This is a genomic window from Flagellimonas spongiicola, from assembly GCF_023502425.1.
Lineage (GTDB): Bacteria > Bacteroidota > Bacteroidia > Flavobacteriales > Flavobacteriaceae > Flagellimonas > Flagellimonas spongiicola.
The window spans coordinates 490,970-507,724 of the sequence record NZ_JAMFMA010000003.1 but is presented as its reverse complement, the minus strand read 5'-3'; the positions used below and the strand labels follow the sequence as shown (position 1 = coordinate 507,724).

Here is a 16,755-nt window from a genome sequence, read left to right as displayed (position 1 = left end):
TGACTTATGATTTTCAACAGCAAAAGATAGAGCTTTTACATAAAACTTAGGTTTATATTGTTGAAAACGAGGCCACAACATCTTTCCTGCGCTTAAGAAAGATGGATGGAAAATATGGACTTCGATGGAATATTTAAGCTCCTTTTTCTACCCTAGCCGGTAGCGTTCCTTTAATTTTTCTGACAACTTCTCACAAATTTCCTCCACCATATCCGGACCAAATGGTACTTTAACGCGTGACGCTGCAATTTTCCTGGATTTACGTATTCCAACCGATAGCAAGAAGCAGCGTTCTTGATAAAGTGTTTGTATATAGTAATGATGTTCTCCCTTTACTCTAGGGCTAAAAAACTTTCGCAAAGCCTCAAGGACTTCCTTTTCTACTCCATTTATTGTCATATCCATGTCCTTAACCTCCTTGGACAAATATTTTACAAGATTCGGTGTCGTCGCCATACTTCAATTACATTTATCTATTGTTGAGTTGAATTGGGTTAATCCCTTGTCTATTCAAGGAAACCCAATGTTCTTACTGGCTTAATTTTTTTTTAGGAGGTTGAAAAATCGCCAATATGGGTACTATTATTTCATTTTTAATTTAATTTCATTTTGTAATGCTAGGACTGATATGGATTCATGTGTACCCTATTTAATATGAGCCAGTTGACCATATACCATCATAAACAAAAAGCTAGGGGTTAACCTAGCTCATTGCCGACAGGATTAACTCCGGTCCTTTGTACCTATTGGGGGCAATATACAAAACATGAAACGCACAAGTGGTTGATTTTAAAGTGAATGTATTACTGAAAACACTTAAAATTTTTAAGGATTTCGTGTAATCTGGTTTTAAATTTATTCCCTATTTTTCCGACGTATTATATAGAAATATATTATACTATAATTCAGGAACAATTCAATCTCCAACAATCTATTCCTGCTCAGATAGCGTAAAGGAAAAACCGAAATCTATTTCCTGTTGGTTCCCGAGCACAGGTTCAATAATTATTATTTGCCAATCGGGGTTTTATCATGTGGGATTTTGCAAGAACCGTTTTCCCTATCATTTTTGATTGATAAAAAGTGTGTACAAGGCTCCGATGGCTGTATTAAACTTTTTATTATGAAAAATGTAATTAAAACTTTGACTTTGGTATTTGGTATCGCAATCATGTCGATATCCTGTGAAAAATCTTCAATCTCAGAACAAGAACAAGTATACAATGAGATTAATGACAAAACTTTTTTCGAAACTATCAAACCAACGGGTGAAGTTACACCCAAAAATATCAGAAGACCCGGAAACAATAGTAACTAGGGCTTTTGGAACATTTCTAGTTCTACTCTCAGGTATTTTAATATACACTGATAAGTTTGTAGAGTATTTTGACATCCAAGTTGCGTATCAATTTGAATATTATACCAGCTTGGATGTTTTTTTATGGACCATTTGCCAAACATTAACGATTTTGATTTTGGCAACGGCCTTTTTCTTCAATCCGTATAAATGGTCCCTTTCAGTTCCCATTATAATATTCTCGCTTCAATTGTCATACGTGTTTCGGGACGAGAAATGGATTCAAGAGCAATACTATCTACTCTACTCTTTGATTTTTGTTGCAACCATATTTGGCTTCATCTACTTTTCCAAGTATGTGAATTCGATAATGGCCAAATTCTTGAACATTAAGCAAAAGGAAGTGGATACCTTGGTAAATTTTGTGGTTGAAGTACGCAATGAACACTACGCGAAAATTTTGGCAAGTGCAGATTTATTGGATGTCTTGGATGAATTTGAATACGATGAAACCGAGAAGCAACTTTTAAAACACTTTTTAAAAAAAGATAGAAACAAGCTCACCCGTAATTTTGAGATTCGTATTGTACAAACCTTGAAGGATGTTGACTGATTGTCCTGACAAAGTTTCGCTGTGAAAACAGTCCAAAAAAAAACGCTCAAGTAAACTTGAAGTTGAATTTAGGGTTAGGAGGGATTCCTCCCTTTTCTCGGCATCCCTTAAAAGCTCCGCTTTGAAAATAAAAAAGCCCCACTTACAAATTCAAGTAAACTTGATTTGACGTGAAGCTTTTTTATTTATTCGTGACCACGGAGGGATTCAAACCCCCGACCGCTGGAGCCGAAATCCAGTGCTCTATTCAGCTGAGCTACGTGGCCATTTAATTAAGAGCTTAATTTCTCTTTTACAATTGTTGAAATGGTTTTGCCATCTGCTTGACCGGCCAATTCCTTGGACACGATTCCCATGACCTTACCCATATCTTTCATTCCTTCTGCGCCTACTGCATCTATGGTTTGCACCACGACTTTCTCAATTTCCTCTGCCGTCAATTGCTCCGGTAAGAACTTTTCGATTATTGCTGCTTGAGCTAACTCAGGTTCAGCCAAATCCGCTCTTCCTTGTTCTTGAAAGATGGTTGCACTATCTTTTCGTTGCTTTACCAACTTCTGCACCAATTTAATCTCATCTGCCTCAGACAATTCACCAGCAGCTCCCTTCTCAGTTCCTGCTAGCAATAGGGCCGATTTAATAGCTCGCAATGCCTCCAAAGCCAAAGTATCCTTCGCTTTCATTGCGGCCTTCATCTCTGTCATAACCTGTGCTTGCAAACTCATAATCCAATTTATTTTGGGCTGCGAAGATAAAAAATAAACCCGAAAGTCTCTTAACCATCGGGCTTATCATTTCCATTTAAAATGGATACAATTTAAACACTACTAATCAACATTATCGTGCAGGAACGAGTTGTTGGACCGCAATTGCATTTCGTCATTGCTGTCTTCACTCAAAGTGGTGCGTGACACTTTTTGTTCCTTTGGTGTTTCAGAAAGATCTACACCTTGTCTTTTATAAGCTGGTTGCTTCTCAATTTCATCAATACTGTTCCTGTTGTTCTGAAACTTATAATTGAAATTCTTAAGCTTTTTTCTACGTTCATCGGCCCTGTCCTTAAGCATATCACTTATGGAACTATTCATAGGATCCATGTCCCCTGATGGTTTGCCCTCGCCTTGTGAGGCTTCTGGTGTAATGGTCTTCTTCTCAAATACCAACTCGTTTTCCACTAGTTTGGGTTCATGGGTCTCAGCCACTGATCTAGCTCCGGTTAACTGGGTTTCCAGTTCCATGTATTCTTCCAGATTGTAGCGGGTCTCACTTTCTTTGTTGTATTCCAATACTGGCTTTACCTCTACGTATTCCTTTACATCTATATCCTTGATTGTGTCGTTGTCTAAATCAAAGGTGATGGTATGCTGTTCTTCATCCTCTTCTTGTTCAACGGCATTTAAAGGCATATCGAAAGTCAATGCAAATTGATCCTCTTCGGCCTTTGGAGCTACAACCTCTGGCTCAACAACATCAATGTTATTTAAAATGCTCTTGGCTTCTACGATAACAAAATCATCTTCCACATTTTCAGGAACTACTTCTTCGTAGAAAACATTGAAGTTTCGGATATAATTTGTGGTTGGAATCAAATCAGACTCCAATTCTTTTTTTGGCGGTTCAGGCGTAATGGTTTCTTCCTCCATTTCCAAGGTGTGCTTTACAACCTTGGGTTCCTCTATTACCGGCGTTTTTTCAACCTTGATTTCTTGGACGGATGTTGCCTCAGGTGTTAGATCCTGTTCTGCGGTTTGTTCATCTTCCAAAGTGTAGAATACTTTCTTGCTCTCAGTGTTTACAATATGATCTTGCTGATCAACATTGAAACCCGTAGCGATAACAGTAACAGCGATAGCATCACCGAGGTTTTCATCTTCCCCAACACCCATGATGATATTTGCGCCATGACCAGCTTCAATTTGAATGAAATCATTGATTTCCCCTATTTCATCAATTGTAATTTCCTGTGTTCCTGAAACGATGAGCAACAATACGTTTTTGGCACCATTGATTTTGTTGTCATTCAACAATGGCGAATCCAGCGCTTTCATGATTGCTTCGCTAGCTCTAGCGGAACCAGAAGCTGTGGAAGACCCCATAATGGCGGTTCCACTTTTGGACAATACGGTCTTAGCGTCCCTAAGGTCAATATTCTGTGTGTAGTGGTGCGTAATTACCTCTGCTATCCCCCTAGCAGCAGTAGCTAATACTTCGTCCGCTTTTGAAAAACCTGCTTTGAACCCCAAATTACCATATACCTCACGTAACTTGTTATTATTGATAACAATCAGTGAATCCACATTAGCTCGCAGTTTCTCAATCCCGGTTTGGGCCTGTTTGTTACGCATTGCTCCTTCAAATTGAAAAGGAATGGTCACAATTCCGACGGTAAGCACATCCATCTCTCTGGCGACCTTTGCAATGATTGGGGCAGCACCTGTTCCAGTTCCCCCACCCATACCGGCTGTAATAAATGCCATTTTGGTATTACCTTCCAGCATGGCCTTAACTTCCTCCATACTTTCTAAAGCTGCTTGCTCACCAACCTCCGGATTGGCGCCAGCTCCTAATCCTTCTGTAAGCGATACGCCCAGTTGGATTTTATTTGGAATCGGACTGTTTTGAAGCGCTTGGGCGTCTGTATTACAGATGACGAAGTCCACTCCGTTTATTCCGGCTTGGAACATGTGATTGATGGCATTGCCACCACCACCTCCGACGCCGATTACTTTAATCACGTTGCTTTTGTTTTTGGGGAGATCAAAAGCGATATTGTCAAATTCGGTGCTCTTACTCATGACAGTTTTGTTTCGTTTAATGGGGTTATTATTCTGCGTTATCCAAAAAGTCTTTTAATTTTTCAGACCATTTGTCAAATATCGATTTACGTTCTTTACTAGATGGGCTTCCAACATGCTCTTGCCCTACCAATACCTTCTCCTCTTCCAATACCGCCTCTTCCTCAGTGGCATTTTGATTGGCTGTGGTTTCCAAAGCATTCATTAGCAACCCAACGGCCGTTGCATATAATGGACTGGCTATTTCCTCATCGGAATCCCCAGCCAAATGTTCGTTAGGATAACCAATACGGGTATCCATCCCAGTGATATATTCTACCAATTGCTTCAAATGATTCAATTGGCTTCCTCCACCGGTAAGTACGATACCGGCAATTAGTTTCTTTTTTTGCTCTTCGTGGCCGTAGTTTTTAATTTCCACATACACTTGTTCCACAATCTCCACAACCCTAGCATGAATAATCTTGGACAAGTTTTTCAACGTGATTTCCTTGGGTTCGCGACCACGTAATCCAGGAATTGAAACAATTTCATTATCCTTGTTTTCACCAGGCCATGCGGAACCAAATTTCATTTTTAGGAGTTCTGCTTGTTTTTCAATAATTGAACAGCCCTCCTTAATGTCTTCTGTAATTACATTTCCGCCAAAAGGTATTACGGAAGTATGGCGGATAATACCATCTTTAAAAATTGCCAAGTCCGTGGTACCACCTCCTATATCAATCAATGCGACTCCTGCTTCTTTTTCCTCTTGACTTAACACTGCCTCTGCAGATGCCAGTGGTTCCAAAGTAATGTTACCTAAATCCAGTCCGGCGCTTTTTATACAGCGACCTATGTTCTTTATTGATGAAACCTGACCTACAACAACGTGGAAGTTGGCTTCCAATCGACCGCCATACATTCCTTTAGGCTCCTTTATTTCAGATTGCCCATCTACCTTGTACTCTTGCGGCAATACATGGATGATTTCTTCGCCTGGAAGCATTACCAGCTTGTACACTTGATTACAAAGCTTTTCCAGGTCGTCATCATTGATTACTTCTTCCGAATTGGGTCTTGTGATGTAATCGCTGTGCTGGAGACTGCGAATATGCTGTCCTGCAATACCTACTACCACAGAACCAATCTTCAATCCTGAATTCAATTCGGCTTGTTCCACCGCTTGTTGAATTGATGAGATGGTTTGGGTGATATTGTTCACAACGCCTCGATGCACGCCCAAACTTTTAGATCTTCCTGTTCCCAGGATCTCAATCTTACCGTATTCGTTTTCCCTTCCAATAATCGCTACGATCTTGGTAGTTCCAATGTCCAAGCCAACTGAATATTTACCCTGTTCCATACTTTAAATTTTGGTACAAACCACTTGATTGCTGAATTCTAAACTTACTATTGCATATTTCTCCAAGGATTTATCCTTGGCAGCTTTAGCATAAAAGGCCATAAAATTTTTGAACTTTTCATTAAGGTTGTCCACACCGCCCAAATTCACGACAAAATTTTCCAGTCGGAATTTTAGTTGGTACTTTCCTTCTTCCTCAATATGTATTCCGATGACATTTTTCCTTAGAAAATCGTCTTCGTTGATATAATTCAAAATAACATAGGCATCCTCCAGGGATTTACCTGTAATCTTACCTGTGATTATAGGTACCCGAGCGGAATGATTCTGGGACATGGGCATACGTTTACCCATATCATCCAAATAAAATTTGGAGACTCCCTCTACCCTTCCAATTGGCTTTCTCTGAACAATCTTGGATATAAGTTCTCCGTTTACAGTAAGATAGACTTGGGCGTTTTTAACCATATCGTTGGACAGTAATACCTCCTCTATGGTATTCAAAACTAATTCTTCTTTGGGCCTATTTTTTACCGTGCCGTAATTTTGTATTAACAATTTATTAACTGAGGCTTCCGTGAGATATAAGTCGTTGTCTCCCAAAAATTTAACAACAATATCATCCACATTTTTCTGACTACTCCGGTAATCCGCAAAACTGTATAATGCAATAACCGTTAGAAACAGAAAAACAAGCTTTAAGTGGTTCCAATTAACTTGCATACGCCAATTCTTTTTTGATTTTTGGCACCTCAAGACCAATATCACCGGCCCCCATGGTCACCAAAACTCCTGTTTCATTTTTCTTTAACTCATCAATCAAATTTGATTTATCGACCAGTTGCTTTCTTGGATTGTCTATTTTCTCCAAAAGCCAACTGGAAGTAACTCCTGTTATAGGTTTTTCCCTTGCAGGATATATCTCTAAAAGCAATACTTCATCAAACTGGGAAAGACTTTGTGCAAAATCATCCACAAAATCCTGCGTCCTTGAGTATAAATGGGGTTGAAAAACTGCAGTGATCAATTGATCTGGATGCATTTCCCGGATCGCATCGTGTACTGCATTTATTTCTGTGGGATGATGCGCATAGTCATCAATAAAAACAAAATCCTTTTCCTTTATTTGATATGAAAACCGCCTTTGCACCCCCTTAAATGTTCCCAATGCTTCAGCTAGGCGGTACGGAGGGGAACCAGCCTGTACCGCCATTGCAAAAGCCGCTAATCCATTAAGCAGATTATGTCTGCCTGGTTTGTTGAACTTGACTTGACCCAAAACCGCTTTCGGTGTTATCAAATCAAATATGTAGGTACCCTGTTCAATGGTTATGTTCCTAATACTGTAATCAGAATCATCTTCTATTCCAAAAGTGATTCCTTCCAATGGTAGTCCATTGCGGACCAATAGTTTTCCATTGGGCTTAATTCGCTTTACGAATTCCCGAAAGGAGTATTCCAATTCGGACGAATTTCCGTAAATATCCAAATGGTCTGCATCCATTGAGGTAACGCATGCGACATTAGGTGAAAGTTGTAAAAACGAACGATCGAATTCATCAGCTTCCACCACAGAATTTTCAATCCCCTCCAATACGAAGTTGCTGTTAAAATCTTCCGAGATACCTCCAAGAAATGCGGTAAATGGAGTTTGTGTCTCCTTAAGTAAATGCGCCAAAATACAAGAGGTAGTAGTTTTACCATGCGTTCCTGCAACGGCAAAGCAAAACGTATCCCTTGTTATCATCCCCAATACCTCAGAACGTTTTTTCACCTCAAATCCCAAATCTTGAAAATGCAATAGTTGGGTATGTGTTTGAGGGACCGCCGGCGTGTAGACGACCAAAGTGTCATTTATATTCTTATAATTCTCCGGGATCAGTGCTACCGCATCTTCAAAATGCACATCAATCCCTGATAGATTTAAATCTTTGGTGATTGGGGAAGGTGTTTTGTCATAACCCATCACTTCTTTGCCCAAATGCTTAAAATACCGTGCCAAGGCCGACATCCCTATGCCGCCTATACCGATAAAAAAGACCCTATGTATGTCTTTCAAATTCATTTGAGTAGTTTTTCTATTTCATCCACAATGTGCTGGGTAGCCTTGGGCAATGCCAGCTTCTTTATGTTTTGGGATAATTCGTCTTGTGTGTTTTCAGAGGTCAATAATTCCGCAAAAACCGATTGGAATTTTGCATCCAACTCTGTTTCCTTCAGTAAGAGGGCCGCTCCTTTGGAAGATAATGCCAAAGCATTCTTTGTTTGATGGTCTTCTGCCACATTAGGTGATGGAATAAATAGCACAGGTTTGCCAACTAAACACAATTCCGAAACTGAACTTGCACCGGACCGTGAAATAATGAAATCGGCCGCGGCATATGCTTGCGCCATATCATTTAGGAACGCATGGACTTTTACCGTCTTGGATTCGTACTGCTTATAGTCTTCATAATATAGCTTACCACATTGCCATAAAAGCTGAATCCCTTTAGCTTTAAAAAACTCCAACTCTTTTTCAATCAATTGATTGATTCGTCTCGCACCTAAACTTCCACCAAGAACAAGTACAGTTTTATTTTTAGGGACTAACCCAAAGTGCGCTGAAGCTTCATCCTTACCCACCTCTAAATCCACCAAATCCTGACGTACTGGATTCCCTGTTTTCACAATTTTGTTAGCTGGAAAAAATCGTTCCATGTCATCGTAAGCAACACAAATACTTTTGGCTTTGGACGCTAATAACTTATTGGTAATGCCTGCGTAGGAATTTTGTTCTTGAAGGACACATGGCACCTTGGCACCTGCCGCCATACGCAGTAATGGCCCACTGGCAAATCCTCCAGTACCTATAGCTACATTTGGTCTAAAGCTTCTTACTATGTTGCGTGCTCTCAACAAACTACTTATCAGTTTAAATGGAAACATGAGATTCTTGAATGTCAGTTTCCTTTGTATTCCACTAATCCACAGACCTTCTATTTGATATCCTGCCTGTGGCACCTTTTCCATTTCCATTTTATCCTTGGCTCCAACAAATAAAAATTCAGCCGTTGGATACCTCTTTTTTAGCTCATTTGCTATGGCAATGGCCGGATAAATATGACCACCTGTTCCCCCACCAGAAAGTATGAACCTATAATTGCCCACTCAATACTTCTAAAGGGTTTGTTTCATCTATTTCTAAGGATTCCTCCTCTAAATTTTCCTTCTTGTTACTAGCACTTAAGACAATCCCAATTGCCATGCATGTCATCCAAATGGATGTTCCCCCCATACTAATCAATGGCAAGGGCTGACCGGTTACTGGAAATAACTGCACCACTACCGCCATATTGATAAACGCCTGGAAAACTATGGGTAGACCAACACCAATAACCAATAATTTTGAAAATATGGTTTTGGATGAATTTGCCACTACCACAATTCTGAACAACAGCAACAAATAGAAAAACAACAAGGCTCCTCCCCCTAGAAGACCATATTCTTCAATTATTATGGCAAAAATGAAATCCGAAGTACTTTGGGACAACATATTCTTTATCACACTTTTTCCTGCTCCCTTACCTACTACACCGCCTTCTGCTATTGCGATTTTTGCCAACGTTAATTGATGCAAATCATCTTTGTCCGCTTTTTCTGGGCTCCAAAATGTCTCAATTCTTGATTTCCAAGTTGTAGCACGTTGTCCTGGAATCACTTCTGGTGTCTTAAATACTACAAACAAAAACATTGCTCCAAGAACAAGACCAGCACCAACAATACTGAACAAATATTTTAAGGGATAACCTCCTAGAAAACACAACACCAAAACCATAAATGATATAATGGCGGCCGTTGAAAAGTTCTCTGGAAGTATTAGTAAAACCACTAGGACTGTAGGCAGCCACAAGGGCAGTATACTTTCCTTGAATGTAATTACTGTATCCTTTATTTTAGTGAGATAGCGTGCAATCCAAATCATCAATACCACCGAAGCCAATGTAGAAGTCTGAAAATTGACCCCTACAAATGGAATTTTAATCCATCTATTAGCTGTAACTCCACCTATACGCGTTTCCACAGTCAAGGTATACGCCAACAAAATCAAAACAATAGGCAACGCAATTATGGAAAGACCCTTGAAATAGTGGGTTGGTATTCTGTGGACTGCGTAAATTATCCCAAATCCGAGAAAAAGAAGTACGGCATGCTTCACCAAGTGACCAACAGTGGTTCCATCGTCATTAACGTAAACCAGATTGGTACTCGCGCTGTAAACTGGCAAAAATGAGAAAAGGGCCAATAGGGCCACGAGTCCCCATATAGCTTTATCCCCTTTCAAATTTCTTAGTACCGAAAGCATGTTTTACAAATTTTTTACGGCTGATTTAAATTGATTACCCCGATCTTCATAGTTTTCGAACAAATCAAAACTTGCGCAAGCTGGAGATAACAAAACAGCATCACCGCGTTCGGATATTTTATAGGCCACTTTTACCGCTTCCTCCATGGAATAGGTCTCGACCATTAAATCAATCACATTCCCAAAAGCTTCTTTAAGTTTTGAATTGTCCATTCCAAGACAAATTATTGCCTTTACCTTTTCACGAACCAATGGCATCAATTCGGAATAATCATTCCCCTTATCCACACCACCTACAATCCAAACCAATGGCTTTTTAATACCATCCAAAGCATAATAGGTTGCATTCACATTTGTTGCCTTAGAATCGTTTACGTACTCTACATGATTGATTTTCAAAACTTTTTCCAATCGATGAGGCACCCCTTGAAACGACTGGATACTTTGACGGATAGTCTCCTTTCTTACGTTCACCAATAATGCCGCTAAACTTGCAGCCATGGTGTTCTTTACGTTGTGCTGACCTTCAAGGGCCAAAATATCTGTACTCATTTCCAAGGTTTTATGTTCTACATTCATTCTAATCGTATTGTTATCAAGCCAAGCTCCAATTTGTTGCTTCTCCTTTAAGGAAAAGGGTATTAATTTGGATTGAACTGGGTTTTTATTCAGCCAACTACTTATAATCGGATCATCTGCATCGTATATCAAGTAATCCGATGCTTCTTGATTCATTGCTATCCTAAATTTGGATGCGATATAATTTTCAAATTTGTACTCATACCGATCCAAATGGTCTGGGGTGATATTGGTCAAAATCGCGATATGCGGTTTAAAATCAACTATTCCATCCAACTGAAAACTGCTGATTTCCAACACATAATGGTCATAATTCTGCTCGGCCACCATTTTAGCATAGCTATCACCAATATTACCTGCCATACCAGCATTTAACGCTCCTCCTAACAGCAGATGATGCGTAAGCATTGTAGTGGTGGTCTTTCCATTGCTTCCTGTGATTCCAATCAAGTTGGCATCAGTATATTTTGAGGCAAACTCAATCTCAGAAATCACTGGAACGCCATTTTCAACCAGTTTTTGTACCAACGGCACCTTATCAGGAATACCAGGGCTTTTCATCACCAAATCAGCATTTAGAATCTTTGTTTCTGTATGCTGTCCAGATTCCCATTCAATCTCAAAATGTTCAAGAACTTTGCTGTATTTATCTTTTATTTCGCCTTTGTCCGAGACAAAAACTTCAAATCCCACTTTTTGTCCTAAAATGGCGGTACCAACTCCGCTTTCTCCACCACCAAGCACCACTAATAAAGCCATCTACCTAATTTTTAGGGTGACGATACTTATTACTGCTAGCAAAATCCCGATAATCCAGAATCGTGTGACTATTTTGCTTTCGTGATATAATTTCTTTTGATAGTGGTGATGCAAGGGTGCCATAAGGAAAAGTCGCTTTCCTTCACCGTATTTCTTTTTTGTTCGTTTGAAGTAGCTTACCTGCAACATTACTGACAGCGTCTCGGCGAAAAATATGCCACACAAGATTGGTATCAACAATTCCTTACGAACAATAATTGCAATTACGGCTATAACCCCGCCAATGGTCAAACTTCCTGTATCCCCCATAAAAACTTGAGCTGGATACGCATTGTACCACAAGAATCCAATCAATGCCCCAACAAATGCTGCAATGAAAATCAACAATTCCCCTACTCGTGGTATGTAAAAAATATCTAGATAATCTGAAAACTGGATGTTCCCGGAGACCCATGCAAAAATTCCCAGGGTCAAAACCATGATTGCCGACGATCCAGCAGCCAAACCATCTATTCCATCTGTTAGATTAGCGCCATTGGATACAGCGGTTACAATGATGATCACAACTGGGATAAAAATTAGCCAGGCATAACTTTCCATACCCTCACCCATCCAAGAAATCCAATCGGCATAGTTAAGTTCATTATCCTTGAAAAAAGGAACATTGGTCATTACACCCTTGGTTTCTTGACCAAATACTTTTTCAACAGCAAAGCTTTCCGTGATTCGCGTACCATCCTTTTCTTTAATAGTGACTTCCGGATGAAAGTACATGACGGAACCTACGATCAAACCAAGCACCACTTGGCCCATTACCTTGAAGCGACCTTTAAGTCCTTTCTTGTCTTTTTTGAAAATTTTGATGTAATCGTCGATAAAGCCTATAATCCCCATCCAAATTGTGGTGACGATAAGCAGGATCACATAGATGTTTTTCAAGTCTGCGAAAAGTAGAACCGGAATCAACGTGGACATGATAATAATGATTCCACCCATGGTAGGAGTTCCCGCTTTTTGCTTTTGTCCTTCAAGTCCCAAATCACGAATACTCTCACCAATTTGTTGTTTTTGCAAAAAGAGGATAATACGTTTACCGTAAACCATTGCAATCAACAAGGATAACAACACGGACATTGCCGCCCTAAAGGTCAAGAACCCAAAAAGTCCCGCTCCAGGCAACTGGTATTGTTTTTCCAAGTATTCAAACAAATAATACAACATAGGTCCTCGTTTCGCTATTTATTGAGGCTCTCCAAAGCCTCTTTAACTTCCTTGAAATCATCAAAATCCACTCGCACCCCATTGGTTTCCTGATAGGTTTCATGCCCTTTTCCCGTAACCAAAATGATATCATTGGCCAAAGCCAGTTTACAAGCCGTTTTAATGGCTTGTTTGCGGTTCTCAATAGACAACACCTTCCTTGTATTTTGAGGTTCAACACCCGCTTCCATTTCCTCGATAATGGTTTCAGGGTCTTCAGTTCTAGGGTTATCCGATGTGAAAATTGCTTGATTGCTCATTTCTGAGGCGATATGACCCATAACCGGACGCTTAGACTTGTCACGATCACCACCACACCCCACTACGGTGATGACGTTTTCATTTCCAGTCCTCAATGCATTGATGGTAACCAATACATTTTTTAGTGCATCCGGCGTATGGGCATAATCAACAATAGCCGTAATTCTCTCTTTCGATATAAAATATTGGAACCTACCGTCAACTGTTTCCAGCTCACTGATAAGTTTTAATGTTTCCATTTTTTCAAGACCCAGTAGGTCTGCAGTTGCATAAATTGCCAATAGGTTATATGCATTGAAATCACCTATCAACCTTGTCCAAATCTCGTTCTCATCAATTTTCAGCAATTGACCGTTGAACTGCCTTTCCAAAATTTGGGCTCGGAAATCCGCATAAGACTTCAAGGCATAGGTTTGCTTTTTTGCCTTGGTATTCTGCAACATGATTTTACCATTCTTATCATCAATATTGGTTAAGGCAAAAGCTGATTTAGGAAGGTTATCAAACAACCTTTTTTTGGTATCACGATACTCCGCAAAAGTTTTATGGTAATCCAAATGATCATGTGACAGATTGGTGAAAATTGCACCTGTAAAATGTAAGCCCTCTGTCCGTTTCTGATGGATGCCGTGTGAACTGACTTCCATAAAACAATACTCTATACCTTCATCATTCATCTCCGATAGATGTTGGTTGATGGTCAATACATCTGGCGTAGTATGACTTGTCTTATATGTTTTATCATCCACCATGACCTTGATGGTTGAAATTAGCCCGACTTTGTAACCCGCTTTTTTGAAAAGATTGTACAAAAGGGTACTTACCGTAGTTTTCCCATTGGTCCCGGTAATACCCACCAGCTTTAAATTCTTGGATGGATTATCAAAATAGTTTGAAGCCAAGATGGCCAATGCACTATTGCTATCAGCAACCTTGATGTAGGTCACACCGTTCACCATCAACTCTGGCAATTCTTCACAAACAATAGCCCGCGCTCCAGATTCAACTGCCTTTTGAATGTATTGATGCCCATCAGTTATCGTACCTCTAACCGCTACGAACAAATCATCCATTTCAACTTTTCTGGAATCAAAATGGATTTGATTTACCATAACGTTGGTATCCCCACTCACCGCAGATAAGCGCACTCCAAATAGTATGTCCTTTAACAATTTCACGAAAGTTCCAGTACAATTTTTGTTACCTGGTTAATAGCTGTTCCTTGATTGACTGATTGTTTTTTCACCTTTCCATTTCCAATCACCTCCACTTGCATCCCAAGGTTTTCCAATATGGCAACTGCATCCATACCACACATACCTTTTACGTTAGGTACCTGGCTGTACTTTTTCTGCACTTGCGCATAATACGATTGATATTCTGCATCCAATTCATCCTCTACAAATGCCTTTCCCTTTACCTCATCTATGATCGGGGATGTAGCATATATTTTCTGAGCCATGGATTTGAACACAGGTCCTGAAACATCAGCGCCATAATAACCTACACTCTTATCTGGCTCATGAATTACCACAATGCAGGAGTATTTTGGGTTATCAGCAGGAAAGTATCCCGCAAAAGACGAGATATATGCCAATCTATCTGGATCCTTGGCCACATAGTTCTTTTGTGTGGTTCCTGTCTTCCCAGCCATGGAAAAACTTTTGGAATACAATCGATGTCCTGTTCCATAATCCTTCTCAACCACGTCTTTCATTAGTTGCTTTACCTTGGACACTGTCTCATTAGAACAAATTGACGGTATCAATACGTCTTTATCAAAGTACTCGATAACCTTGCTACCATCCTTTACAGCCTTTATCAATCGTGGCTTTACCAGCTCCCCGTCATTTGCGATAGCATTATAAAATGCCAATGTTTGGATTGGCGTTAAGGATACTTCATAGCCATGGGACATCCACCCTAATGAAATACCGGACCAACCCGGGTCACCAGGATATCGAATCACAGGTTTACCTTCTCCAATGATTGGCAGTTCCAATTTTTTATGAAGCCCCATATTCATTAAGCGGTTGACAAATTTGCCTGGAGTTTCTTTATAATTTTCATGGATTATTTTGGCAAATGCGGTGTTTGACGAAACCGCAAAAGCTTCAGATACCGGGATTTTGCCATACCCACCCCATTTGGAATCCTTGACAACCCGATCATATATGCGGTAGCGTCCTTTTTCGGTATCGATGACGGTGCTGGTATCAATAACCTTGTCTTCCAAAGCCGCCACCAAGGACATTAACTTAAATGTAGATCCTGGCTCATGGGATTCTCCAATAGCATAGTTTAGCTTCTCATAATATTTCCCTTCAGAAGTCCGCCCAAGGTTGGAAATAGCCTTTACTTCGCCTGTATTTGTTTCCATCACAACCACACATCCATGATCGGCCTGATATTTTTCAAGTTGCGCCAATAGTTCGTGATGTGCTATGTCTTGTATATTGATGTCTATTGTGGAAATTACATCCAACCCATCCCGTGGCTCTACGATATTATCCAATCCCACGGGTTTCCATTGCCCTTTTGCTATCTTCTGCTTGAGTCGCTTTCCTTCCTTGCCACGCAAGTATTGTTCACCAAAAGCGCCATCCAATCCAACTCTAGTATAGTAGCCGTTTTCATCTACGCGTTCATAACCTATGCTCCTCGCAGCCATTTTCCCCAATGGATATTCCCGAACCACCCGATGGGTTTCAATAAAGCCCCCTTTGTATGGCCCCTTATTGAACAATGGGAACTGCTTGATTCGCACATAATCCAAATAGTCTACATTTCGTGCTACCAATTTATACCTGTTGCCATTGGCCCTTGCTTTTCTAAATAGCTGTCGATAGTATGATGAAGGGCGATTGAACAGCACACCCAACGAATCAGATAGCGCACCTACATTTTCTTGAAAATTCTCCTCTGATACTGTCTTTGCGTCAAATCGGATTTCATATTTCGGCACGGACGCCGCCAAAAGACTCCCATCATCCGAATACAAATTCCCTCGATTTGGCTCAATGGTGAACATTTTTTCGGTCTTACTCAAAGCCAATTCCTTATAATCGTCACCTTTCACCATTTGGATATCCACCAAACGCGCTACAACAGCAATGGCAAAAACCAAGAGACAGCCTGCCACCAGATACAAGCGATTCATGATATTTTTTTCGGTGATAGCCATTAATCTTCGGACTTTACTTTGATTTTCTGAGGTGGATTACTTGAAGGTGCTAGACCCGCATCGGCAACTGTTTCCCGAAGGGTAGATTCCAACTTTAATTGTTGTACGGTGGAACGGTACTCAAAAAATTCACTTTTGAGTTTTCTGACCTCCTCATTCAAGGCAGCGATCTCATGTACTTTTTTATCCGCATTATGACTGCTGGAAATCATCATAGCAGCCAAAAAGGAAGCAAACAGCAAAAACATCCAATTCTTGGGAGCGTCTCCGCTTACCAAAAATTTTCCTTTTAGTATGTCCAGTAGTCCTTTTTTCAT

General features: G+C 40.2%; 14 protein-coding genes and 1 tRNA gene. 1 reads left to right on the top strand and 14 read right to left on the bottom strand.

Going from position 1 to position 16,755, the window contains the following annotated elements:
- Positions 1 to 147: 147 nt before the first annotated feature.
- A complete protein-coding gene (locus M3P19_RS13840; protein ID WP_249658284.1) occupies positions 148 to 456 on the bottom strand; it encodes a hypothetical protein in 309 nt (102 codons plus the stop codon).
- A gap of 812 nt (positions 457 to 1,268) precedes the next feature.
- Between M3P19_RS13840 and M3P19_RS13835 the strand changes: the two genes are divergently transcribed.
- Positions 1,269 to 1,910 carry a hypothetical protein gene (locus tag M3P19_RS13835; protein ID WP_249658283.1) on the top strand — a complete coding sequence of 214 codons (642 nt, stop codon included), beginning with the start codon at positions 1,269 to 1,271 and terminating at the stop codon, positions 1,908 to 1,910.
- A 192-nt stretch (positions 1,911 to 2,102) separates the two neighbouring features.
- Here M3P19_RS13835 and M3P19_RS13830 read toward each other — a convergent pair.
- The 13 genes from M3P19_RS13830 to M3P19_RS13770 all read right to left on the bottom strand — a co-directional run bounded on the left by M3P19_RS13830 (position 2,103) and on the right by M3P19_RS13770 (position 16,755).
- A tRNA-Arg gene (locus tag M3P19_RS13830) sits at positions 2,103 to 2,176 on the bottom strand.
- A gap of 6 nt (positions 2,177 to 2,182) precedes the next feature.
- On the bottom strand, positions 2,183 to 2,635 hold the full coding sequence (locus M3P19_RS13825; protein WP_249658282.1) for a GatB/YqeY domain-containing protein: 453 nt from the start codon (positions 2,633 to 2,635) through the stop codon (positions 2,183 to 2,185).
- A 102-nt stretch (positions 2,636 to 2,737) separates the two neighbouring features.
- Positions 2,738 to 4,705 (bottom strand): cell division protein FtsZ, encoded by a 1,968-nt coding sequence (gene ftsZ / locus M3P19_RS13820; RefSeq protein ID WP_249658281.1) that lies wholly within the window; start codon positions 4,703 to 4,705, stop codon positions 2,738 to 2,740.
- 28 nt (positions 4,706 to 4,733) lie between these two features.
- Positions 4,734 to 6,050, bottom strand: coding sequence for a cell division protein FtsA (ftsA, locus tag M3P19_RS13815; RefSeq protein ID WP_249658280.1), 1,317 nt, complete (start codon positions 6,048 to 6,050; stop codon positions 4,734 to 4,736).
- Positions 6,051 to 6,053: 3 nt separating this feature from the next.
- Positions 6,054 to 6,773, bottom strand: coding sequence for a cell division protein FtsQ/DivIB (locus M3P19_RS13810; RefSeq protein WP_249658279.1), 720 nt, complete (start codon positions 6,771 to 6,773; stop codon positions 6,054 to 6,056).
- Complete coding sequence (gene murC / locus M3P19_RS13805) at positions 6,763 to 8,115, bottom strand: UDP-N-acetylmuramate--L-alanine ligase (RefSeq protein WP_249658278.1); 1,353 nt, start codon at positions 8,113 to 8,115, stop codon at positions 6,763 to 6,765. The genes M3P19_RS13810 and murC overlap by 11 nt, the downstream gene beginning before the upstream one ends.
- Positions 8,112 to 9,200: an undecaprenyldiphospho-muramoylpentapeptide beta-N-acetylglucosaminyltransferase gene (gene murG / locus M3P19_RS13800; protein WP_249658277.1), complete on the bottom strand. Its 1,089-nt coding sequence runs from the start codon at positions 9,198 to 9,200 to the stop codon at positions 8,112 to 8,114. The genes murC and murG overlap by 4 nt, the downstream gene beginning before the upstream one ends.
- Complete coding sequence (locus M3P19_RS13795) at positions 9,187 to 10,395, bottom strand: FtsW/RodA/SpoVE family cell cycle protein (protein ID WP_249658276.1); 1,209 nt, start codon at positions 10,393 to 10,395, stop codon at positions 9,187 to 9,189. The genes murG and M3P19_RS13795 overlap by 14 nt, the downstream gene beginning before the upstream one ends.
- Before the next feature lie 3 nt (positions 10,396 to 10,398).
- Entirely contained in the window at positions 10,399 to 11,733 is a 1,335-nt protein-coding gene (gene murD / locus M3P19_RS13790) for a UDP-N-acetylmuramoyl-L-alanine--D-glutamate ligase (RefSeq protein WP_249658275.1), read from the bottom strand.
- On the bottom strand, positions 11,734 to 12,954 hold the full coding sequence (gene mraY, locus M3P19_RS13785) for a phospho-N-acetylmuramoyl-pentapeptide-transferase (RefSeq protein ID WP_249658274.1): 1,221 nt from the start codon (positions 12,952 to 12,954) through the stop codon (positions 11,734 to 11,736).
- 14 nt (positions 12,955 to 12,968) lie between these two features.
- Positions 12,969 to 14,432 (bottom strand): UDP-N-acetylmuramoyl-L-alanyl-D-glutamate--2,6-diaminopimelate ligase, encoded by a 1,464-nt coding sequence (locus M3P19_RS13780; RefSeq protein WP_249658273.1) that lies wholly within the window; start codon positions 14,430 to 14,432, stop codon positions 12,969 to 12,971.
- On the bottom strand, positions 14,429 to 16,438 hold the full coding sequence (locus M3P19_RS13775; protein ID WP_249658272.1) for a penicillin-binding protein: 2,010 nt from the start codon (positions 16,436 to 16,438) through the stop codon (positions 14,429 to 14,431). Before M3P19_RS13775 ends, M3P19_RS13780 begins: the two co-directional genes overlap by 4 nt.
- Positions 16,438 to 16,755 (bottom strand): FtsL-like putative cell division protein, encoded by a 318-nt coding sequence (locus tag M3P19_RS13770; RefSeq protein WP_249658271.1) that lies wholly within the window; start codon positions 16,753 to 16,755, stop codon positions 16,438 to 16,440. Before M3P19_RS13770 ends, M3P19_RS13775 begins: the two co-directional genes overlap by 1 nt.

Excerpts from the sequence above, each read along its gene's own strand:
- M3P19_RS13840 (WP_249658284.1), bottom strand. The coding sequence starts at position 456 with ATGGCGACGACACCGAATCTTGTAAAATATTTGTCCAAGGAGGTTAAG.
- M3P19_RS13825 (WP_249658282.1), bottom strand. The coding sequence starts at position 2,635 with ATGAGTTTGCAAGCACAGGTTATGACAGAGATGAAGGCCGCAATGAAA.
- ftsZ (WP_249658281.1), bottom strand. The coding sequence starts at position 4,705 with ATGAGTAAGAGCACCGAATTTGACAATATCGCTTTTGATCTCCCCAAA.
- ftsA (WP_249658280.1), bottom strand. The coding sequence starts at position 6,050 with ATGGAACAGGGTAAATATTCAGTTGGCTTGGACATTGGAACTACCAAG.
- M3P19_RS13810 (WP_249658279.1), bottom strand. The coding sequence starts at position 6,773 with ATGCAAGTTAATTGGAACCACTTAAAGCTTGTTTTTCTGTTTCTAACG.
- murC (WP_249658278.1), bottom strand. The coding sequence starts at position 8,115 with ATGAATTTGAAAGACATACATAGGGTCTTTTTTATCGGTATAGGCGGC.
- M3P19_RS13795 (WP_249658276.1), bottom strand. The coding sequence starts at position 10,395 with ATGCTTTCGGTACTAAGAAATTTGAAAGGGGATAAAGCTATATGGGGA.
- murD (WP_249658275.1), bottom strand. The coding sequence starts at position 11,733 with ATGGCTTTATTAGTGGTGCTTGGTGGTGGAGAAAGCGGAGTTGGTACC.
- mraY (WP_249658274.1), bottom strand. The coding sequence starts at position 12,954 with ATGTTGTATTATTTGTTTGAATACTTGGAAAAACAATACCAGTTGCCT.
- M3P19_RS13775 (WP_249658272.1), bottom strand. The coding sequence starts at position 16,438 with ATGGCTATCACCGAAAAAAATATCATGAATCGCTTGTATCTGGTGGCA.
- M3P19_RS13770 (WP_249658271.1), bottom strand. The coding sequence starts at position 16,755 with ATGAAAAAAGGACTACTGGACATACTAAAAGGAAAATTTTTGGTAAGC.